This window comes from Polaromonas sp., from assembly GCF_035638815.1.
Taxonomy (GTDB): domain Bacteria; phylum Pseudomonadota; class Gammaproteobacteria; order Burkholderiales; family Burkholderiaceae_C; genus Polaromonas.
On the sequence record NZ_DASQZG010000012.1, the window covers coordinates 240,002 to 261,011 of the forward strand.

At 58.7% G+C, this 21,010-nt stretch carries 24 protein-coding genes; 7 read left to right on the forward strand and 17 right to left on the reverse strand.

The window, feature by feature from the left end:
• Window positions 1-67: 67 nt before the first annotated feature.
• Entirely contained in the window at window positions 68-454 is a 387-nt protein-coding gene (locus tag VE934_RS08040; RefSeq protein WP_324886146.1) for a response regulator, read from the forward strand.
• Window positions 455-493: 39 nt separating this feature from the next.
• On the opposite strand, the gene VE934_RS08045 is transcribed toward VE934_RS08040, so the two are convergent.
• Complete coding sequence (locus VE934_RS08045) at window positions 494-1,126, reverse strand: response regulator (protein WP_077593954.1); 633 nt, start codon at window positions 1,124-1,126, stop codon at window positions 494-496.
• Between the two features lie 131 nt (window positions 1,127-1,257).
• Between VE934_RS08045 and VE934_RS08050 the strand changes: the two genes are divergently transcribed.
• From VE934_RS08050 to VE934_RS08075, 6 genes are all read left to right on the forward strand, one after another.
• The gene (locus VE934_RS08050) at window positions 1,258-2,598 is read left to right on the forward strand and encodes a CHASE3 domain-containing protein (RefSeq protein WP_324886150.1); all 1,341 of its coding nucleotides are present in this window, start codon (window positions 1,258-1,260) and stop codon (window positions 2,596-2,598) included.
• A 196-nt stretch (window positions 2,599-2,794) separates the two neighbouring features.
• Window positions 2,795-2,959, forward strand: a complete 165-nt coding sequence (locus VE934_RS08055) for a DUF1328 domain-containing protein (protein WP_324886152.1) — start codon at window positions 2,795-2,797, stop codon at window positions 2,957-2,959.
• Between the two features lie 79 nt (window positions 2,960-3,038).
• Window positions 3,039-3,440, forward strand: a complete 402-nt coding sequence (locus tag VE934_RS08060; protein WP_324886154.1) for a hypothetical protein — start codon at window positions 3,039-3,041, stop codon at window positions 3,438-3,440.
• A gap of 29 nt (window positions 3,441-3,469) precedes the next feature.
• Window positions 3,470-3,835: a hypothetical protein gene (locus VE934_RS08065; protein WP_324886156.1), complete on the forward strand. Its 366-nt coding sequence runs from the start codon at window positions 3,470-3,472 to the stop codon at window positions 3,833-3,835.
• Window positions 3,832-4,266 (forward strand): hypothetical protein, encoded by a 435-nt coding sequence (locus VE934_RS08070; protein ID WP_324886158.1) that lies wholly within the window; start codon window positions 3,832-3,834, stop codon window positions 4,264-4,266. The genes VE934_RS08065 and VE934_RS08070 overlap by 4 nt, the downstream gene beginning before the upstream one ends.
• 89 nt (window positions 4,267-4,355) lie before the next feature.
• Window positions 4,356-4,670 (forward strand): BON domain-containing protein, encoded by a 315-nt coding sequence (locus VE934_RS08075; protein ID WP_324886160.1) that lies wholly within the window; start codon window positions 4,356-4,358, stop codon window positions 4,668-4,670.
• A gap of 95 nt (window positions 4,671-4,765) precedes the next feature.
• Here the strand turns inward: VE934_RS08075 and VE934_RS08080 are convergent, their stop codons facing one another.
• The 16 genes from VE934_RS08080 to VE934_RS08155 all read right to left on the reverse strand — a co-directional run bounded on the left by VE934_RS08080 (window position 4,766) and on the right by VE934_RS08155 (window position 20,890).
• Window positions 4,766-4,963 (reverse strand): CsbD family protein, encoded by a 198-nt coding sequence (locus VE934_RS08080; protein ID WP_324886162.1) that lies wholly within the window; start codon window positions 4,961-4,963, stop codon window positions 4,766-4,768.
• 127 nt (window positions 4,964-5,090) lie between these two features.
• Complete coding sequence (locus VE934_RS08085) at window positions 5,091-5,591, reverse strand: thermonuclease family protein (protein WP_324886164.1); 501 nt, start codon at window positions 5,589-5,591, stop codon at window positions 5,091-5,093.
• Entirely contained in the window at window positions 5,588-6,409 is an 822-nt protein-coding gene (locus VE934_RS08090) for a DUF429 domain-containing protein (protein WP_324886166.1), read from the reverse strand. The genes VE934_RS08085 and VE934_RS08090 overlap by 4 nt, the downstream gene beginning before the upstream one ends.
• 18 nt (window positions 6,410-6,427) lie before the next feature.
• Window positions 6,428-6,853, reverse strand: a complete 426-nt coding sequence (locus VE934_RS08095) for a BLUF domain-containing protein (protein ID WP_324886168.1) — start codon at window positions 6,851-6,853, stop codon at window positions 6,428-6,430.
• A 10-nt stretch (window positions 6,854-6,863) separates the two neighbouring features.
• Window positions 6,864-7,628 carry a GTP cyclohydrolase I gene (gene folE, locus VE934_RS08100; RefSeq protein WP_414693823.1) on the reverse strand — a complete coding sequence of 255 codons (765 nt, stop codon included), beginning with the start codon at window positions 7,626-7,628 and terminating at the stop codon, window positions 6,864-6,866.
• Between the two features lie 146 nt (window positions 7,629-7,774).
• Window positions 7,775-9,019, reverse strand: a complete 1,245-nt coding sequence (clsB, locus tag VE934_RS08105) for a cardiolipin synthase ClsB (RefSeq protein WP_324886172.1) — start codon at window positions 9,017-9,019, stop codon at window positions 7,775-7,777.
• Window positions 9,016-9,477: a dihydroneopterin triphosphate diphosphatase gene (gene nudB / locus VE934_RS08110; protein WP_324886174.1), complete on the reverse strand. Its 462-nt coding sequence runs from the start codon at window positions 9,475-9,477 to the stop codon at window positions 9,016-9,018. The genes clsB and nudB overlap by 4 nt, the downstream gene beginning before the upstream one ends.
• A gap of 119 nt (window positions 9,478-9,596) precedes the next feature.
• Complete coding sequence (gene aspS, locus VE934_RS08115) at window positions 9,597-11,384, reverse strand: aspartate--tRNA ligase (protein ID WP_324886176.1); 1,788 nt, start codon at window positions 11,382-11,384, stop codon at window positions 9,597-9,599.
• Window positions 11,385-11,451: 67 nt separating this feature from the next.
• On the reverse strand, window positions 11,452-12,072 hold the full coding sequence (locus tag VE934_RS08120) for a DUF502 domain-containing protein (RefSeq protein ID WP_324886179.1): 621 nt from the start codon (window positions 12,070-12,072) through the stop codon (window positions 11,452-11,454).
• Window positions 12,072-12,431 (reverse strand): FmdB family zinc ribbon protein, encoded by a 360-nt coding sequence (locus VE934_RS08125; protein ID WP_324886181.1) that lies wholly within the window; start codon window positions 12,429-12,431, stop codon window positions 12,072-12,074. The genes VE934_RS08120 and VE934_RS08125 overlap by 1 nt, the downstream gene beginning before the upstream one ends.
• Window positions 12,432-12,561: 130 nt before the next feature.
• Window positions 12,562-14,115, reverse strand: coding sequence for a ubiquinone biosynthesis regulatory protein kinase UbiB (gene ubiB, locus VE934_RS08130; protein WP_324886183.1), 1,554 nt, complete (start codon window positions 14,113-14,115; stop codon window positions 12,562-12,564).
• Complete coding sequence (locus tag VE934_RS08135) at window positions 14,112-14,681, reverse strand: hypothetical protein (protein ID WP_324886185.1); 570 nt, start codon at window positions 14,679-14,681, stop codon at window positions 14,112-14,114. Before VE934_RS08135 ends, ubiB begins: the two co-directional genes overlap by 4 nt.
• 55 nt (window positions 14,682-14,736) lie before the next feature.
• The gene (locus VE934_RS08140) at window positions 14,737-15,690 is read right to left on the reverse strand and encodes a Tim44-like domain-containing protein (protein ID WP_324886187.1); all 954 of its coding nucleotides are present in this window, start codon (window positions 15,688-15,690) and stop codon (window positions 14,737-14,739) included.
• 45 nt (window positions 15,691-15,735) lie between these two features.
• Window positions 15,736-16,467 carry a bifunctional demethylmenaquinone methyltransferase/2-methoxy-6-polyprenyl-1,4-benzoquinol methylase UbiE gene (gene ubiE / locus VE934_RS08145; RefSeq protein ID WP_324886189.1) on the reverse strand — a complete coding sequence of 244 codons (732 nt, stop codon included), beginning with the start codon at window positions 16,465-16,467 and terminating at the stop codon, window positions 15,736-15,738.
• Between the two features lie 116 nt (window positions 16,468-16,583).
• Complete coding sequence (locus VE934_RS08150) at window positions 16,584-16,997, reverse strand: DUF971 domain-containing protein (protein WP_324886191.1); 414 nt, start codon at window positions 16,995-16,997, stop codon at window positions 16,584-16,586.
• Window positions 16,998-17,017: 20 nt separating this feature from the next.
• Complete coding sequence (locus VE934_RS08155; protein WP_324886194.1) at window positions 17,018-20,890, reverse strand: FAD/FMN-binding oxidoreductase; 3,873 nt, start codon at window positions 20,888-20,890, stop codon at window positions 17,018-17,020.
• Between the last annotated feature and the right edge of the window lie 120 nt (window positions 20,891-21,010).

A 21,010-nucleotide genomic window follows, 5' to 3' on the forward strand; every position in this document is an offset into this window, starting at 1 on the left:
GTTCGACGTGGACGATTCTCCGCCTGAAGCACAACTCGAAGTCAGCGTTTAGACGGATCAAAGCTCAGTGGGACTCAAAACTTATCTCGTCGAAGACAATGCCACCATCCGTGACAACCTCATCGCCACGCTTGAGGAACTCGCCGGAATAGAGGCGGTGGGAACTTCTGAAACCGAAAATGAGAGCAAGGCCTGGTTGACAGAAAAAGACCATGCATGGGACCTCGCCATCGTCGATCTTTTCCTAAAGCAGGGGAGTGGATTGGGCGTACTTGAGGCCTGTCGCAACCGCAAGCCACATCAAAAAGTCATCGTCCTCAGCAATTACGCGACCGTCGAGATCCGCAAGCGTTGCGCCCAGCTGGGCGTCGACGCTGTATTTGACAAGTCCAATGAAATAGACGCCCTGATCGACTTTTGCATGGCGCAGTCACGGCCTGGGGCGGCCGGCTAGGACTACAACCGGCTGCTGCCCCTGAGAACCCCGGGGGGATTAGTCGATCAGCTTGTTTTTGAGCGCGTAGTACGTCAAGTCGCTGTTGGACGCCAGACTCATCTTTTCCATCACCCGGGTCCGGTAGGTGCTGACCGTCTTGACGCTCAAGGACAGGGCCTTGGCAATATCGCCCGCCGTCTCACCCTTCGCCAATTTGAGAAACACCTGAAACTCGCGTTCGGAGAGCTGTTCATGGGGCGTGGCGTCGTTTTTGCGATTGAGCTGTTGCGCAAGCAACTCGGCCACAGCGGGTGTGATGTAGCGCTTGCCCAGCGAGATGACGCGAATGGCGTTGACAATCTCCATCGGGTCGCACTCCTTGTTGAGGTAGCCGCTGGCGCCCTGGCGAATCAGATTGACCGCGTAATGCTCTTCAGGATAGCCACTCAAAATCAGAATACCGACGTCGGGTGCCTTGGCCCGGATCATCGCCAGGGCGTCAATACCGCTCTGCCCTGGCATGGAAAGATCCATGACCAGGATGTCCAGTTCAACATTGCGGACGAGATCAATGGCTTCACGGCCACTTGCAGCTTCACCAACAACGCGCAAGTCAACCTGATCGGAGAAGAACTGTTTAAGGCCTGAGCGCACAATTGCGTGGTCATCGACAATTCCAATTTTGATCATTTCATTTCCTTGTTTAAGGTCTGCACCGTCAGTCGGGGCAATTCAATGGGGCAGCCGGGTGTATATCCGGGCTTTTGTTTTCAGTAGCGATTATTCACGAATATTGGTCAAAATACCGACCCGGAGTCATGATGAGCTGGTTTGTAATACCCAAAATGGCGATCAGCCTGCCGCTGGCGGTGCTGGCGGCCGTCATTTTGATCTCCATCAACGAGGCGGGATTCCGGCTTTCCACCCAGGCCGCGCGCAGCATGGAAGAAGCGCAGCTGAAGCGCGGATCTGTGAACAAATTGCTACAACAAATGCTCAACGCCGAGACGGGCCAGCGCGGCTATCTGCTGACGGGCGACGGCAAGTATCTGGAGCCCTATGACCGCTCCATAGCGGACGTCAACCAGACCCTGGAGACGCTGAGGCGCCTTTACACCCCCTACCCTGACGAGTTGGCCAAATTTGACCTGCTGGAAGGGAGTGTTTCCCGCAAACTGACTGAAATGGACCTCAGCGTGCGTATGCGCAAACAGGGAAATGAGGACGCCTGGAAGTTTGTGTTGACAACCGACGTGGGGATGGACCAGATGAACGCCATCCGCGAACAAAGCCTGGGCTTGGTGCAGTCCAGCACCACAAGGATGACCGAATCCGGCGCGCAGATTGCGCAGTCCCTGCAACTGTCCCGGATTGGCATTGCGCTGATGGCTCTGGCAGGCTTGTTGGCGTTTTACATGTATTTGCGGCAGACCAGAGCTTTGCTCGCCGTCGGGAGCCGCGAGCAAGCTGCCTTGCAACGTGAACGGGATCAGCTGGACAAGGAAGTGCGTGAACGTACCGCCACGCTGGCTGAACTCGCCACCCATTTGCAACAGGTCAGGGAAGACGAGCGCGGCCACCTTGCCCGCGAATTGCACGACGAACTGGGTGCGTTGCTGACGGCCGCCAAACTGGATGTGGCGCGCATGAAGTCACGTCTGGGGACCATTTCGCCCGAAGTGTCAGAGCGCATTCAGCATTTGAACGAGAGTCTGAACAGCGGCATCGCCCTCAAGCGCCGGATTGTCGAAGACCTGCGGCCGTCCTCACTGTCTCACCTGGGTTTGATCGCGTCGCTGGAGATTCTGGCGCGGGAATTTGAGGACCGGTCGGGCATCAAGATCCAGACCGACCTGGAGATGGTGGAACTTAGCGGTTCAGCCCAGTTGACTGTCTACAGGCTGGTCCAGGAGTCCCTCACCAACATGGGCAAGTATGCGGAGGCCCGGCACGCCAGCATCACGCTGCAAAGCTTTGACAGCCACATCACCGTTGAGGTCAAGGACGACGGCAAAGGCTTCGACACCTCGCTCACCAACCCGTCCAGCCACGGTCTGACCGGAATGCGGCACCGGGTGGAGGCCGCCACGGGCAGCCTCACCATCACCTCCAGCCCGGGTCAGGGCACACGCGTCTTCGCCGTCTTGCCTAAAGCGCCGTAGCTTCCACCTGCGCGGGTGTAGCCGCGCTCCCCAACTGCCGCGCCATTGGTTTGCGGTCGGTCATGTCCTACAACCCGTCACCATGGTTGCCGACAATGCCAACCGCTGCCAGCCGATGACCGGGTTTGCGCACCATCGTTAATCTTGCAGCAGGCGCTCAAGTTGAACGTCACAGCCCTTGAACAAGGAGATGGACATGTTGCATTACTCCGTCGTATTTCTCGTTATTGCATTGATTGCAGCCGTATTCGGCTTTGGCGGCATCGCTGCCGGCGCCGTCGAAATTGCCAAAATTCTTTTCTTCATCTTCGCCATCATTGCTGTGATTACCTTTGTCGTCGGCTTGATGAAGCGAAACTGATTTTTGAGGGCAGGCTTGCGAGCAGCAAAAACATCGACTCGCAGTCCGCTCATTCTTTTTTACCCCCCAGGAACCCACAATGAAAACAAGCACAACCGACCACCACTTTTCCGATCGGGCCCACGCAACTGGCCGTGATTTGTCTACGCAAGCGCTCACTAGGGCCGAACACGCAATGGACCAGAGCCGCAGCCTGGCATCGGAGACCATGGACCGCGCCGAGGGGACATTGCGCCACTTGAGAGACAGCATCGATCCAATGGTTGGCAAATTGACGGCTCAGTCCCAGCGCCTGGCACGCCAGAGTCTGGATGCAGCCGCAGAGGCGACAGCCCGTGCACAGCGCTCGGTGAGCCGCTATGCGACTTCTACCGCGCGCTATGTTTCCAACGAGCCTGTCAAGTCAGTTCTGATCGCTGCCGCGGTTGGTGCTGGCGTGGCCCTGCTGGTTGCCGCAGCTCGCAAGCACCAGAACCGTTAATTACCAAAAAAAACTGCCTGCACTGATCCATGCTGCACCCCCTGTTTTCAACCATCATCAGGCGACCCGACCTTCTGGTCGATCACCTTGCGGGCTACGCGACGCTTATTGGAGCGGAGGCCAGCGAGAGTGGGGCAGAGTTGCTTCAACGCGGCCTGGCCTGGGCCGTGACGGTGATGTGCGGCGCGATTTTTGTCATGCTCACAGGTACAGCCGTCATGCTCGGCTTTGTATTGAACCAGTTTCACTGGATGCTGGTGGCCGTACCCGGCGTCACGCTGGTGCTGTTGATAGTGGCGGCATCGAAAGCCATGAAACCGCTGACGACGGGACGATTTGACGAAGTCAGGGCTCAGGTTACGCGAGATGCGCAGGCTTTGCGCACGGCGGCATGACCAATAAGGAAGTGACTGCCGCTCTGGACCGCCTTGCTCAAAGTCGGCTGGCCATCGTTCGGCACATGCATCACGATACGCTGGAAGCTGTTGATACGGTGGAAGGCCTGGGCCAGGGTGACCGCGAGGAAATCGATGGCTCGTCAGGCACTTGGGGCTTGGTGAAACAGGTCACAACATCATGGTGGCGGGGTCATCCAGCCCATATGGCGCTCGATTTTTTGAAGCCCATGGTTCAAAGTTATGCCGAGGACAAGCCCGTGCGCATGCTGGGTATTTCGGCCGCCATTGGTGCAGCCATTGTGGTCATACGGCCGTGGCGCCTCATGTCACTGACCGGGGTGCTGATTGCGGTTGCCAAGTCCAAAGAGCTGTCTGAAGTGGTTCGTTCCATGACGGGTAGCCACCACCCTAACAACCGATACCGATAAATTTTTCGCCAGTCCGCCAATGTGGTGCCATAGGCGGGCCAGCTTTTCAACTCACCGCACCAACCATATCAATAACTTAGGAAAACATCATGAAATACGCTCGCGCAATTGCATTCGCCGCCCTCGCCGGCATCACCATCATCAGCACCGGTTGCGCCGTGGGGCGTGGTCAGCAAACTGCTGGCGCCTATGTTGACGACGCCGCGATTACCACGGCTGTAAAAGCCAAGTTTGCTTCTGACAAAACTGTCTCGGCAAGCGCACTCAGCGTTGAGACATTGAATGGCACTGTGCAGCTGTCCGGTTTTGCAAAATCCGCCACGGAAAAAGCACAAGCCGAAACCCTGGCTCGTGACACAAAGAACGTCCGCGCTGTGCGCAACGACATCGTCGTTCGTCCTTAATCACTTGCTCCCTGCCAACTGCTAGCAGTTGGCAAAAATAAAGGCCAGACATCTGTCTGGCCTTTGTCGTTTCGGCTTTACGCCGCACAGCTTCCTCAAATTTTGTCGATAACCCGTTTTGCGGAGTCCTTGACATCCTCTTTGGCATCGCCGTAGACGGTTTTCACTTTGCCAGCTGTTTTCTCGGCCCGACCTTCTGCTTCAAGCCTGTCGTTGCCGACAATCCGGCCCGCCACTTCTTTAACTTTCCCTGTTGTTTGGTCAACACGACCGTTCACTTGATCTTTGTTCATGGTGCACGTTCCTTAAGAATGGATGGGCTGACAAGGCGCCAGCCCTGAAACCACTTTAGGCGCCACCGATTCAGCCGGTCGTCAGAATGCTTGGCCTTTGCTGTAGGACGGAGTCCCCAGTAAAGCCTCAGGTCCGGCAGGAGCCGTGTTGTCTGCGAAACACACGCGGGTGCATGGCCCCCGGCTGGGCAAACAGGCCGCGCCGCGCTGAGCGCGCCTCAATTTGTAGGGCGCGGTAGGGACTGCCGTCGCGTCTGATCTGGTAGGACCAAGCGTGCCCCTGGCCCACCATCCACGCGGCAACATCTTCGCCATCCAGTTCGATGGTCGCTACATGGCGACCATAGTCGTCCTGCCGGCGCGTGGAAAAAACAACCGTGCGGCCGACCACGCGGCTGGCCAGTGCAGCGCGCGCCGCCTCCCCACCCGCCTGGCAAATCTCAGGTGCGTCGATTCCGTCAATGCGGATCTTGATCGGTTTGCCTGCCCCACCGGGCCGAACCCAGAGTGTGTCTCCATCGGTGACATAGGTGACTTTTGCGCTCCCCGCCCAAGCAGTACGAGCAAAGATTGCTATCAAAGCAATAGCGATCCAGAAACGGACCGGCGATGATCTTGATGTCTTCATGCGGTGATGATCCAGCCCTCCAGGGGGTCTGTACCCGCGGGCATCCCGTAGCGGGGAGCACCCTGCGCGTGTTGCACCTGGGCCCACGCAGCCTGCATGAGGCACAACACGGCATCCAGTGAATCTCCGCTGGCGTCATCCACCAGGGTGTCTCGTTGAGCGTGCGTCAGTTTGAGGCGCAAGGCCAGACGTGTTTGTCCGATTTCCAGAGCGGTGATCAAATCCTTGCGGGCAATCAGGCGCTCCGGGGTCTGTTTGATGGCGGCATCACTCTTGTAAGAACGGGGCCCGAGTATTTCCCGCGCGAGCAGACCGGGATAGCCTTCCAGCGCTACGCGGGCCGGGTCGCCATCATGCAAGCCCGGCAGGTGCACGCCTGCGGTCACCAAACGCGGCACCCCCGCGTGCATCATGAATGCGACAGGAGGATTGACCCACTTCATGGATGGGCTGGAACCTGCCGGCCGATCCGTGGCACGATGGGCAAACTTTCCGCCAGCAGGCCGCGCATCGCAAAAGCCGGCAAAAACCTGCCTGATTTCCGCGCGGCTCAAGCCAGCATAGTGAGCCATAAGCGCCGGCCAGGCCACGGGCCAGGCCAGATGCTCAACCAGTTCGCGGGGCAATCCGAAGGGAAAATCGAAAGCGCCCACCCATGGGCCCGGCTGGCGCAGCCAGGCTTCAAAGGCGTCCAGCGACTCCAGCCGTTCAAGCTTGCCTAACTGCACGCGGCCATTGGCGCAGCTGCCACTGGCGAGAACAATCGGTTTTTTACGGGAAGGCGCGCTGGAAAAATCGCATCCAACAAGCAGGCTCATGCGCCGCGCCAGGACAGGTCAGGCGCGACCACAGATGGCGGCGGTGGCCATCAGATCTTCCAGCAGCGACAACGAAACCTTGCCAGAGACCGAGTAAGGGTCGAGCTCCGGCTTTTCGGAGTACTTCAGCAAAATCGAGGTGTTGATTTTGGCCACGTTCACTTGTCCCATGGACCAGCCGCCAAAGCGGCGCTCGCTGATTTCTTCGTAGTGCAACAGGACCACGTCGGTGTGCCGCGGGTCTTTCTGGATGTGGCCGTACAGGTCACTTACCTGCTCGCGCCCGCCCTCCAGGGCCTGCAGAAAAATACCGCCGCCATAACAAAGAATGCCGGTGATGCCGCAGGCGGGGTTGTGCGTGCGCGACTGGGCCAGGATAGCCTCGGTGACCTCGCTGGAAGCAGGGTTGGCCGAACGGCTGGCGTAAAGAAGACGTACCAACATTGTCTGGGTCCTAGTTACTGCTGTTTTTCGGGATGAGTGACAAAAACTCGCGGCGCAGGTTCGAATCCTTCAAGAACACGCCGCGCATGACCGAGTTGATCATCTTGCTGTCCAGGTCTTTCACACCACGCCATCCCATGCAGTAATGCGTCGCCTCCATGACAAGGGCAAGTCCGTCTGGAGAGGTTTTTTCCTGGATTAGATCAGCAAGTTGCACCACGGCTTCTTCCTGAATCTGTGGCCGGCCCATTACCCACTCCGCCAGGCGGGCGTATTTGGACAGACCTATGACGTTGGTGTGCTCGTTGGGCAACACACCGATCCACAGTTTGCCAATCACCGGGCAAAAATGATGTGAACACGCGCTGCGCACGGTGATGGGCCCAACAATCATGAGCTCGTTCAGGTGCTCGGCATTGGGAAATTCGGTGATCGTAGGACCGGGAACATAGCGGCCCTTGAAAACCTCATTGAGGTACATCTTGGCGACGCGGCGCGCGGTGTTGTTGGTGTTGTGATCGCCCGCAGTGTCAATCACCAGGCTGTCCAGCACGCCCTGCATCTTGACTTCAACCTCATCAAGCAGCTTTTCCAGCTCTCCCGGCTCGATGAATTCGGCGATGTTGTCGTTGGCGTTAAAGCGCTTCCTGGCGGCCACCAGACGCTCACGGATCTTGACGGATACCGGAGTGCCTTCGTCCTCGGCAGGAGTTTGCCGCGCCGGGACAAGAGTGGTGACAACAGCAGTTGAAGGCGTATTGGATTTCATAAGCATTGCCAGATGTTACCAGCCAGTCACAAAACCGTCTTGCCCGATTTTTGCAAGGGTTTTGAGCCTTTTGCCCTTTAACGACGGGCGAAGACAGCTATAAATTCAGTAGCAAAGGGTGATTCATCAGCAAGCCCGCCCTGCGCCGGTTTTCAGTAGCGCTGGCCTGCCACAAAAATGGCAAGCCGCATCAGCGCGTAGGCCGCGTAGTCCAGCACGCGCTGGCGCAATGGTCGCTGACTGTACGCCATGGGGTCGAGCTGGCGCCCCTGTCCCTCGATTGCCGTACACAGGGCCTCCCGCAATTGCCCGGCGAACGCCTTGTCTTCCACCACCACATTGGCCTCGCGCGCCAGCAGCAAACTCAAGGGGTCCAGGTTGGACGAGCCCACCGTTGCCCAATGGCCATCGATGACTGCCACCTTGGCGTGCAGAAAGCTCGCTTCATATTCGTGGATCTCCACCCCCGCCGCCAGCAGGGAGCCGTACACCGGACGGGCTGCGTGGTACTGCATGAAATATTCGTACCTGCCTTGCAGCAACAGGGTCACCTTCACTCCGCGACGGGCTGCCTTGATCAGCGACCGGCGCAATTTGCCGCCTGGAACGAAATAAGCATTGGCAATCAGGATCTCCTGACGCGCCTGGCCGATGGCTTTGCGGTACACCCGCTCAATACTGTTGCGGTTACGCAGGTTGTCGCGCAGCACCAAAGCCGCCTTGCCAACGGGCACGGCATTGGCGTGGGCCGACAGCGGGGGCGCGTGGGTGGCGAGCCGGCTGGCAACCGTGTGCCGCCCATACCCCGCCGCCTTGAACTTCTCCCACGCTGCAGCCAGGTGATTCTGGCGCGCGCTGTAGCCAGCCTGTACCCGCCACCACAGCAGAGCCATGGCGTCAGCGGCTTCTGCCGCCAGCGGGCCGGTCACGGCCACGGCAAAATCAAACCGCGCTGCATTGAGCGTCCCGTGGTTGGGGTCAAAAAAATCATCGAGCACATTGATCCCACCGCAAAACAGGGTGCGCTGATCGATCACACATAACTTGCGGTGCAGGCGCCGCCAACGATCGGGAATCAACAGTCCGAATCCGCCCAGACCGGCCGCCAGGGGCGAATACACCACCCACTGCACGCCGGCCGTGGTCATTTTTTGCTGCCATTCAGCTGGCAAGGGGTCTGACCCAATGCCGTCAACCAGCACCTCGACCCGGACGCCGCGCGCCGCTGCCCGCACCAAGGCTTCAGCGACTTCAGCGCCCGCACCGTGGAGGTTAAAAATGTAGGTCTCGAGTTGCACCCATGCGCCGGCTTCGTCAATCGCTTTAATGAGCGCAGGAAAATACTGCTGCCCGCCCTGCAACAGCTGCAACGCCTCGGAGGTATGCGGGGGATTCATGCGTGGGGCTGAGACGCCATGAACTGAGGCAGCATCAAAATAGCCTCCGCATTCGATGCGGAGTAGCACAGGTCAGCAGCCTCCAGCAGAGGCAGCCACTGCCACGCGGTGTGTTCGCGGGGGCTGAGTGTCACAGCGGTACCACGCGGCACGCAAAGGCTGAACACATGCTCGGTGTTGTGGGTGACGCCGGGCGCGTACCGATGGCGCCACTGAGGATAAATTTCGTAAATATTGGACAGCGCCCAGTTGTGGAACAGCGCAACATCGGCCGCGATGCCGGTTTCTTCCAGCACCTCGCGCACAGCGGTCCGTACCAGTGGCTCGTCACTGGTGTCCAGCGATCCGGTGACACTTTGCCAAAACCCGGGATGGTCCACTCGTTCGAGCAGCAGCACGTCCTGCTCGGCGGTGTGAATCAGCACCAGCACTGATTCGGGGATTTTGAAATCTTTCATTCAAAACCTCCAGAGGGCGTTGGCTCAGAGAACGCGCCGCGAAGGGCCGCCCCAAGCAAGCGACGGCCCCCTCGGGGGGCAGCGCAGCACACGAAGTGGCAAGCGTGGGGGCATGCCGCTCAGGCGGGCTGGGGATTGCGCAGGCGGATGTGCAGTTCTTTGAGCTGCTTTTCATCAACCGGACTTGGCGCATGGGTCAACAGACACTGCGCGCGCTGGGTTTTGGGGAACGCAATCACGTCACGGATGGATTCAGCGCCCGTCATCATGGTCACGATGCGGTCCAGGCCAAAGGCCAGGCCCCCGTGCGGTGGAGCGCCATACTGAAGCGCTTCCAGCAGAAACCCGAACTTTTCTTGCGCTTCTTCGGGGCCAATTTTCAGGGCATCGAAGACCTTGCTTTGCACGTCCGCACGGTGAATACGGACAGAACCGCCGCCCAGCTCCCAGCCGTTGAGCACCATGTCGTAGGCCTTGGCAATACATTTGCCGGGGTCCGTGTCCATCCAGTCCTCGTGGCCGTCTTTGGGAGCCGTGAAAGGATGGTGCACGGCGCTCCAGCGGTTGTTGGCCTCGTCGTGCTCAAACATTGGAAAGTCAACCACCCACAGCGGTTTCCAGCCAGCAGTGAACAGGCCCAGCTTTTTACCGAGCGGGCTAAGGCCGATCTTCAGGCGCAGCGCGCCTATGCTGTCGTTGACGATTTTGGATTTGTCAGCACCGAAGAAAATCAGGTCACCGTTGGCTGCGCCAGTGCGTTTGAGGATTTCAGCAATCGCGGCATCGTGGATGTTCTTGACGATGGGACTCTGAAGGCCCTCGCGCCCCTTGGTCACGTCATTGACCTTGATCCACGCCAGGCCCTTGGCCCCGTAGATCTTTACGAACTCGGTGTAGCCATCGATCTCGCCGCGGCTCATTTCCGAGCCTCCGGGCACACGCAGGGCCACCACACGGCCGCCCGGCGTTGTGGCTGGTGCGCTGAAGACTTTGAAGTCCACGTCAGCCATGACGTCGGTCAGTTCGGTAAATTCCAGGCTCACGCGCAGATCCGGCTTGTCGGAACCGTAGCGGTGCATCGCATCGTGGTAGGCCATGACCGGAAACTCGCCCAGGTCGGTATTGAGCACCGTTTTGAAAATGTTGCTGATCATGCCCTGGAACATGTCGCGGATGTCCTGCTCGCCCATGAAGGACGTTTCGATATCGATCTGCGTGAATTCAGGCTGGCGATCCGCGCGCAAGTCTTCGTCGCGAAAGCATTTGGTGATCTGGTAGTAGCGGTCAAACCCGGCCACCATCAGCAACTGCTTGAACAGCTGGGGACTCTGGGGCAGCGCAAAAAACTGGCCTTCATTGACACGGCTTGGCACCAGGTAATCCCGCGCACCTTCCGGGGTGCTCTTGGTCAGCATGGGCGTTTCGATGTCGATGAATCCGTTGGCGTCCAGAAACTTGCGGGTTTCCATCGCCACGCGGTACCGCAGCATCAGGTTGTTTTGCATGTACGGGCGGCGCAGGTCCAGCACACGGTGGGTCAGGCGGGTGGTCTCGGACAGGTTGTCGTCGTCCAGCTGGAACGGCGGCGTGACGCTCGGGTTGAGAACAATCAGCTCCTGGCACAACACTTCGATCTTGCCGCTTTTCAACGCGTCGTTGACTGTGCCGTCCGGGCGGGCCCGGACCAGGCCTTTGACCTGAACGCAGAACTCATTGCGTACACCTTCGGCGGTGGCGAACATCTCTGCCCGGTCCGGATCACACACAACTTGAACATAACCCTCGCGGTCACGCAGGTCGATAAAAATCACGCCGCCATGGTCGCGCCGGCGGTTGACCCAGCCGCACAGGCTCACGCTTTGCCCCATGAGGGCCTCGGTCACCAGACCGCAATAGTGGGAACGCATTTGGGAAGACATAGATTGATCGCTTGTTTCGCAGGAATGAACGAGTGCTTGCGCACCGCGCGGAAAATTATCGGGGTTTGTAGTTGGCGGCACTTCCGGGCACCACCACACCCATGGAAATCACATAGGTCAAGGCTTCATCGACGCTCATTTTGAGTTCGATGCAGTCGGTTTTCTTCAGCATCACAAAATAGCCGCCGGTCGGGTTGGGAGTCGTAGGAACGTAAACGCTGAGGTAGTCGCCCGGCAAATGGTTGGCCACGTCACCGCCTGGCGCGCCGGTCTGAAACGCAATCGTCCACACCCCTTCGCGTGGCCACTGCACCAACAGCGCTTTGCGAAAAGCGTTGCCGTTTTCCGAGAACAGCGTATCGGACACCTGCTTGACGCTGGAATAAATCGACCGGACGATGGGAATGCGGCTCAGCAGTGCATCCCACCAGCTGACGATTTTTTTGCCGAAAAAGTTGGTGGCAAGGGCGCCGATCGAAAGCACGATGGCCAGCGCCAGCAACACACCGAAGCCGGGGATATGGAAACCCAGCAGCCGGTCGGGGTGCCAGCTGTCAGGAAGGATTTGCAGGGTCTGGTCAAGCGAGCTGATGACCCAATTGAGCAGCCACACCGTCACGGCCAGCGGCACAAGGACCAGCAGCCCGGCCAGCAACCAGCGGCGTATGGCGTTCATCAACTCGCCTTGGGCGTCGACGTGACAGAAGGAGCTGCAGAGGCAGTCGCCGGCGTGGCGGAAGATGCCGGTGCCGTCGTGGCGGCGGGGGCCGCCTTTTCCGAAGACTTGCCGTCGGCACTTGCAGGCGCCGCGGTGTCACCACCCGCCACGGGCGGCACGGCGGTTGCGCCTGCGCCACCGCGGAAATCAGTGACATACCAGCCCGAGCCTTTGAGCTGGAAACCGGCAGCGGTAAGCTGCTTCTTGAAGGCAGGTGCGCCGCACTGTGGGCAGTCGGTCAGCGGCGCATCAGACATTTTTTGCAAAACGTCCTTGTTATGCCCGCAGGACTCGCATTTGTAAGCGTAGATTGGCATGGTGCTAGAGGTTTTGTCGGAGGTGTTTGCGCCTGAATGAGCCTTCAGGATGCAAAACCCTTAATTATAGGCTTCTGGCAGCGTTGTGAGACGCGGCCGCATCCCCACAGCAGGGCGTGGGCGCTGGCGCCTAGAAAAGACGAATCCGGAGCAAAACCTGCATGGCAAACAGGCCCAACGCGAAACCCAGTCCGCCGTAAATCAGACTTTGCAGCAGTTTGTTGGTGCGTTTTTGCACCAGCAGCAGCTCCTGAAGGTCCCGGTGATTGCCACCGTTCTGGTTTTTCAGGTACTGCTGCAAAAGCCGCGGCAAACCGGGCAGGAGCTTCGCGTAGGTTGGCGCTTCGGCTTTGAGCTGCTCCAGCAACTTCTCGGGACCAACCTGCTCGAGCATCCAGGTTTCGAGAAAGGGTTTTGCCGTGCTCCACAGATCCAGGTCAGGATCAAGGTCACGGCCCAAGCCTTCAATATTGAGCAGGGTTTTCTGCAGCAGCACCAGCTGCGGCTGGATCTCTACGTGGAAACGCCGCGAGGTCTGGAACAGGCGCATCAACACCATGCCCAGGGAAATTTCCTTGAGTGGCCGGTCAAAGTAGGGCTCGCAACAGGCGCGTATCGCTGCCTCCAGCTCGTCAACCCGGGTGTTGCCGGGGACCCAGCCGGACTCAATGTGGAGCTCGGCGACCCGCTTGTAGTCGCGCCGGAAAAACGCGCTGAAGTTCTGCGCCAGATACTCTTTGTCGACCTCGGTGAGTGTGCCCACAATGCCGAAGTCCAGCGAAATATAGCGCCCGAAGGTAGCCGGGTCCAGACTGACCTGGATATTGCCGGGATGCATGTCGGCGTGAAAAAAACCGTCCCGAAAAACCTGCGTAAAAAAGATGGTGACACCATCGCGCGCGAGTTTCTTGATGTCCACGCCGGCGTCGCGCAAACGCTCAATCTGGCTGATGGGCACGCCATACATGCGCTGCATCACCATCACTTCCGGCATGCAATAGTCCCAGACCATCTCGGGAATCAGAACCAGATTCAGGTTCTGCATGTTGCGACGCAGCTGGGCGGCATTGGCCGCCTCGCGAAGCAGATCCAGCTCGTCATGCAGGTATTTGTCAAACTCACCCACCACTTCCCGTGGCTTGAGGCGCTTGCCATCGGCCGACAGGCCTTCAACCCAGCCCGCCATCATGCGCATCAAGGCGAGGTCCTTCTCGATGGCGGGCAACATGTTGGGCCGAAGCACCTTGACGGCAACCTCGCGCCCACCCGGCAGCGTGGCGAAGTGAACTTGGGCAATCGACGCGCTGGCCACTGGCTCACGCTCAAAGGTGGCAAAAATCTGGTCAATCGGCCGGCCAAAAGATCTTTCAACAATGGCGATCGCCACGTCTGAATCAAAGGGCGGCACCCGATCCTGCAGCCTTGCCAGTTCATTGGCAATATCCAGCGGCAGCAAGTCCCTCCGCGTGGACATGACCTGACCGAACTTCACAAAAATGGGACCCAGACTCTCAAGTGCCTCACGGAGGCGCTCGCCGCGCGGTGCTTTGAGATCGCGGCCCACCGAGACCACGCGGGTGAGCAATCGGATCCAGGGCCTCTGAAAACTCGACAGAACCAGCTCGTCTAGACCAAAACGCAGAACCGTCCAGACGATAAAAACACCCCTGAAAAGCCGACTCATGCGGCAGCTTTCGGTACTTGCGGGGCAACAACTGATGTGTTTGCAGAAGCACCACCGGCAGGGGCCTGGGCGAGGAACTGCCTCAATCCGGCCAGCACCTGGCGGGCCGCATTCGCCAGCGTGTGGGCGGGTACATCGCCGATCAATCGCGACAGATCTTCTTCCACGTCCCAGCGCACGTTGTCAGCCAGCCAGCCGAGCTCGGCAGCCAGCTGAACGTCCCCCTCAATCTTGACGGGCGGAGCCTTGCCCGCAAACACAGACTGCATCACTACCATGGGTGATTCGGCAGCCACCTCGAGCAGGAGGTCGGGTCTGGCGCCCGGCGTCGCACGGCCGACAAGGCCCGCAGGCGTGATGACAAGATCCAGCGCGAACAGGCCCCACCGGACGTGAATAACGCTTCCCTTTTTTCGCAGAAGCCGGTTTTGCGCTTCCTTCTCCTGCATCAGCACGTGGTTCAAAAACAGAACGATTTTTTGCTGACCTTCATCTACAACCCAGGCAGGCGGCTGAAAGCGGGTGGCCAGGGATTGCAGAAAAGAAAAAGGGGACGTGTTATTCATACGTCCCCGATTTTGCAGCATAAATAGTTGGCCCCGCAGAGGAGCCGCTTCTGGATTACTGCAGAGCCTGAACGCCTGCGACCAGCCAGCCGCCTCCGGTGCGGGGCTTGGTCATGTTCCAGACTTCACGGAATGGGCTGGCGCCGGCTGAGGCGTCTTCGCGGATCATGCCGGAGAACTCCACACTCGCCATATACACGTCTGGCATTTCCTCAATGCCGAGGAGCTTGGCGTCGAGCATGACAACGTCGGTCTTGTTGGCCACGCCACCGGTATGCGATTCGCGATCGGCGAGCTGGGCCTTGATCTGCTCCAGCATGTCATCGGTCATCATCGCGCGAAGGCTGGCCACGTCAGAGCGGTCCCAGGCGTCTTGCAAGGTCACAAAGTTGGTTTTGCAGGCCTTGAGAAAGCCTTCTGCATCGAAGCCTTCGGGCACACCCCAAGCCTGTGAGCCACCCAGGGCAGAACCAATCATGGAGCCACCCGTAGCAGTACCAGCCTTGGTTGCGTCAAAAGCCATGCTGTTGCGCTCCCACGGCCGGGCAGAAGCATCGTTGCCGACATTTTCCGGGCTGTAGTTACGCGGTGTGGTGGCGTTACCAGCCCCCTGCATCGCGAATGGCGTCGGGCTCTGCTGCGCGCTGCCGCCTTTGAGCCTGCGCATAACAAAGCCAATAACCACCATCACCACGAGCGCCAACAAGGCAAACATGATGATTTGTCCGAAAGCGCCGCCGAGACCGAGGGACGATGCCAGCCAGGCGAGGCCCAGACCGGCCGCCAGGCCGCCCAGCATGGCGCCCCAGGGTTTTTTAGGCGCTGCCGCCGGGGCAGCAGCCGCTGGAGCCGCCTGATTGGCAGGCGGTGTGGCCTGCCGCTGCGTCACATTGGACGACTGTTTGCCCACGGAGCCACCACCGCCCATGCGTTTGGCCTCGGCAGGTGCACCCGACAGGAGCATGGTGGTGGTAAATACCGCCGCCAGAATTGCAGACCAAAGTTTCATAACGTCTCCTTCAAAAATTCAAAAAAATCAATGGATCAACACTGATCAACACTTGATTCCAACATGCAATGCCACTACCCCGCCAGTCAGGTTGTGATAGTCCACATGACCAAATCCACCTTTGTGCATGAGGGCTTTTAATTCTTCCTGACCGGGATGCATCCGGATCGACTCCGCCAGATACTGATAGCTGGAATCGTCATTGGCAACCAGCTTGCCCAATTTTGGCAACACCTTGAATGAATACCAGTCGTACGCTTTTTCAAGCGGTTTGGCAATTTTGGAAAACTCCAGCACCAGCAGTTTGCCGCCCGCCTTAAGCACGCGATTCATTTCCTTCAGAGCCAGATCCTTGTGCGTCATGTTGCGCAAACCGAAAGCCACCGTCACCAGGTCAAAACTCGCGTCGGCAAATGGCAAATGCTCGGCATCACAAACCGTGGTTGGCAAAACCTTGCCTGCGTCGAGCAGCCGGTTGCGGCCTTCGCGTAGCATGGCTTCGTTGATATCCGTGTGCACCACACAGCCGCTCTCACCTACCTTGGGTGCAAAAGCCAGAGCCAGATCGCCAGTGCCACCTGCGATATCCAAAACCGCCTGACCGGGCGTAACGTTGGCCACCATGACGGTGTAAGCCTTCCAGACCCTGTGCAGGCCCATGGACATGAGGTCATTCATCACGTCGTATTTGGGTGCGACAGAATCAAACACGCCACGCACCCGACGCGCTTTGTCCTGCTCGTCAACCGACTCAAATCCGAAATGCGTGCTTGTCATCTTCTAATGCTAGGGGTGAAAGCGGTCAATTCAAGTGACAACCTGTACGCTGACGGGCCATTGGCCCTGGTTTATGTCGAAAAACAACAACCTTGCGCTTAGTCAACCCATGGCCTTCAATGCGAACCACAGGCATGGCCACCTGCGGAGGGCATAGGTTGATCACGTTGCACACCAGCTTTTTCCAGGCGTTGCAGGTACTCAGCCCACAGGCGGTCCTGCTCATTGCCCAGAAAATAAAGATAGTCCCAGGAAAAAATGCCGCTTTCGTGACCATCCGAAAAAACCGGTTTCACCGCGTAGTTCCCGACAGGCTCAAGCTCAACCACCTTGACCTCGCGTTTGCCGGTCTGTAGCACTTCCTGGCCGGGACCGTGACCCTGAACTTCGGCCGATGGCGAATAAACACGCATCAGCTCGAACGGGATCCTGAACTCTGCGCCATCGGAAAACGATATCTCCAGTGCGCGCGACTGGTTGTGGACGGTTAACTCAGAAGGCGTCGGTGAATCGGGTTTAAGGCCTGCCATGGCGTACTTCTGGTCAACGACTAAACGAGCACGCGCTCAATACCACCATGATTGGCCGCATCCACATAAGCGGGCAGCCATTCTTTTCCCAGAATCTGGTTGGCCATCTCGACCACGATGTAGTCAGCCTCGAGCAGGCCCGTTTTGAGGTCGTCCTGGTAACGGTTCAGACCCATCAGGCAACTCGGGCAGGACGTCAACATTTTGATGTTCTGCTTGGGTGTTGCTGCTCCGCTTTCCCGCAAGATGGCCTCGCCCTTGCGAATTTCTTCTTCTTTCCGAAACCGAACCTGCGTGGACACATCTGGACGCGATGTCGCAAGCCCGCCGCTTTCGCCGCAGCAGCGTTTGCTCTCAAGAACGTTATCCCCGAGCAGCGCCTTGACGGTTTTTATAGGAGCCTGGACCTTCATCGGGCTGTGGCAGGGATCGTGAAAGAGATACCCACCACCCGCCGCGTCGCCGAGTGTGATGCCCTTTTCAAGCAGGTATTCGTGGATATCAATGATGCGGCAACCAGGGAATATCTTGTCAAACTCATACCCCTGGAGCTGGTCGTAACATGTGCCGCAGCTCACCACCACGGTCTTGATATCCATGTAGTTCAGGGTATTGGCCACGCGGTGAAACAGCACACGGTTGTCCGTGATGATTTTTTCGGCCTTGTCAAACTGGCCGCTGCCGCGCTGCGGATAACCGCAGCACAGGTAACCCGGCGGCAGCACGGTTTGCACCCCCGCATGCCAGAGCATGGCCTGCGTTGCAAGTCCCACCTGCGAGAACAAACGCTCGGAGCCACAACCGGGGAAGTAAAACACCGCCTCGGTCTCTGCTGTTGTCGTCTTCGGATTGCGAATGATAGGGACGTAGTCCTTGTCTTCAATGTCCAGCAGCGCGCGTGCCGTTTTCTTGGGCAGGTTGCCGGGCATCTTCTTGTTGATGAAGTGAATCACCTGTTCTTTGATCGGAGCGGGACCCACCGTGGCGGGCGGCGCTTCCGTTTGCTTACGGATCACCACCTTCATCAGCCGGTTGGCCAGTCGCTGCGCTTTGAAACTGATGCCAGTCAGCGCGTGCGCCACCCGGATGGCCCGCGGATTGGCCGTGCCGATAAACCAGGCCTGAAAGGCGGCCGCCGGCCTGAAGCTCTTTTTGCCCATTTTGCGCAGAAGGTTGCGCATATTCATGGACACATCGCCAAAATCGATGTCGACCGGGCATGGGCTGAGGCACTTGTGGCAAACCGTGCAATGGTCGGCGACATCTTCAAATTCTTCCCAGTGCTTGATGCTGACGCCGCGCCGGGTCTGCTCTTCATATAAAAAGGCTTCCACCAGCAGCGAGGTCGCCAGGATTTTGTTGCGCGGGCTGTACAACAAGTTGGCGCGCGGCACATGGGTGGCGCACACCGGCTTGCACTTGCCGCAACGCAGGCAATCCTTGACCGAGTTGGCAATTTCGCCAATATCTGACTGCTGCATGATCAACGACTCGTGACCCATGAGGCCAAAGCTCGGCGTATAGGCGTTGGTCAGGTCGGCAGGAAAAGCCACATCGCGCAACAACTTGCCCTTGTTAAAGCGCCCTTGCGGATCAACCCGGTGCTTGTAGTCGGTAAAGGGCTGCAACTCTTCGGCTGTCAAAAAGTCGAGCTTGGTGATACCGATGCCGTGTTCGCCAGAGATCACGCCATCCAGCGAACGCGCCAGCACCATGATGCGCGCCACGGCGTGGTGCGCCGTTTGCAGCATCTCGTAGTCATCGCTGTTGACAGGCAGGTTGGTGTGCACGTTGCCGTCACCGGCATGCATGTGCAAGGCAGCCCAGACACGGCCCTTGAGAACCTGTTTGTGTATGAGATTGCACTGCTCCAGAATCGGTACAAAAGCGGCACCTGAAAAAATGGTCTGTAGCCCGGTGCGGATCTGGGTTTTCCAGCTGGCACGCAGCGTGTGGTCCTGCAATTGGGGGAACAGCGACTCAACGTTCTCCAGCCACCCCGTCCACAGGGCGCGCACTTCACTGACCAGCGCCACCGCCTGAGCCACCCGGTCTTCCAGCAATTCGGCCGACGGAATCTCGCCAGCATCGTCAGACTTGCCCAGGGGCAGGTTGCCCTTGAGGAAAAAGGCCTCAAGCGCGTCGCACAGCTTGATCTTGTTGGCCAGGCTCAATTCGATGTTGATGCGCTCGATGCCATCGGTGTACTCGGCCATGCGCGGCAGTGGAATCACCACGTCTTCATTGATCTTGAAGGCGTTGGTGTGGCGTGAGATGGCAGCAGTGCGCTTGCGGTCCAGCCAGAATTTCTTGCGCGCGTCGGGGCTGATCGCGACAAAACCTTCACCGTTGCGCGAATTGGCAATACGCACCACCTCGGAGGTCGCTCGCGCAACGACGTCGGCATCGTCACCGGCAATATCGCCAAACAACACCATCTTGGGCAGGCCGCCGTGTTTCTTCGACTTGGTGGCGTAGCCCACCGCCTTCAGATAGCGATCGTCCAGATGCTCCAGCCCCGCCAGAATCGCCCCGCCGCGCTTTTGCTCGGCGAACATGAAGTCCTTGATCTCCACAATGCTGGGCACCGCGTCCTTGGCATTGCCAAAAAACTCCAGGCAGACCGTACGTGTGTGCGCAGGCATGCGGTGCACAATCCAGCGCGCGCTGGTGATCAGGCCGTCACAACCTTCCTTCTGGATGCCGGGCAATCCGCTCAGGAATTTATCCGTGACGTCTTTGCCCAAGCCCTCTTTACGGAATGTTTTTCCCGGGATATCGAGGCGCTCGGTACGTACCGGTGTCTTGCCGTCCGCCTCGAAATACCTGAGCTCAAAGCTTGCCATCTCGGCGTCGTGAATCTTGCCCAGGTTGTGATTCAGGCGTATGACTTCCAGCCACTGGGCCTCTGGCGTCACCATGCGCCATGAGGCGAGGTTGTCCAGCGCGGTGCCCCAGAGCACGGCCTTTTTGCCGCCGGCATTCATGGCGATGTTACCGCCTATGCACGACGCTTCTGCTGATGTCGGATCCACTGCAAAGACAAAACCCGCACGTTCAGCCGCATCGGCCACGCGCTGGGTTACCACGCCGGCTTCGGTCCAAACGGTCGCGACTGTTTGATCAAGGCCAGGCAATGCAACCTGTTCCACCTCGGTCATGGCTTCGAGCTTTTCGGTGTTGATCACTGCCGATTTCCAGCTCAAAGGAATCGCACCGCCCGTGTAACCGGTGCCACCGCCTCGCGGAATGATGGTCAGCCCCAGCTCGATGCAACCTTTTACAAGGCCTGCCATCTCGACTTCGGTATCAGGTGTCAGAACAACAAAGGGGTATTCAACGCGCCAATCGGTGGCATCTGTCACATGTGAGACACGCGAAAGCCCGTCAAACTTGATGTTGTCCTTGAGGGTGAATTTGCCCAGTTTGCGCGCGGTTTGGCGGCGCAAGTCGTACATGTTTTCAAACGAAGTAGCAAAGGCGCTGACCGCCTTTCGTGCCGCTACCAGCAGCTCGCCTACGATGGCATCGCGCTGACTATCTGCCTCAGGGGTGCGGCGCTTTTCCACCTCGCCCAGCCTGTGCTGAAGCGCATCGACCAGCATCTTGCGGCGCTTGGGATTGTCCAGCAGATCGTCCTGCAAATAGGGGTTGCGCTGGACCACCCAGATGTCACCCAGCACCTCGTACAACATGCGGGCTGAGCGACCGGTGCGGCGCTCACCGCGAAGCAGGTTCAGCAAGTCCCAGGAGTGGGTGCCGAGCAGCCGGATGACCACTTCGCGATCAGAGAACGAGGTGTAGTTGTAGGGGATCTCGCGAATGCGGGCTTCACCCGCTTTGGCGTCGTCGGCGAAAGTGGTCAGTTCTTGAAGGGGAGTAGGAGCGTTCATCGTGGCAAAACCCGGCTGCTGCAGACCGGTGCCGGTGCAGTTGCCCTATGTTACCGCAGCGCAACATACCCCCACGCCCGAGCCCTCTCCTCGTGGAAACCCGCACTCCCAGGCCGGAGG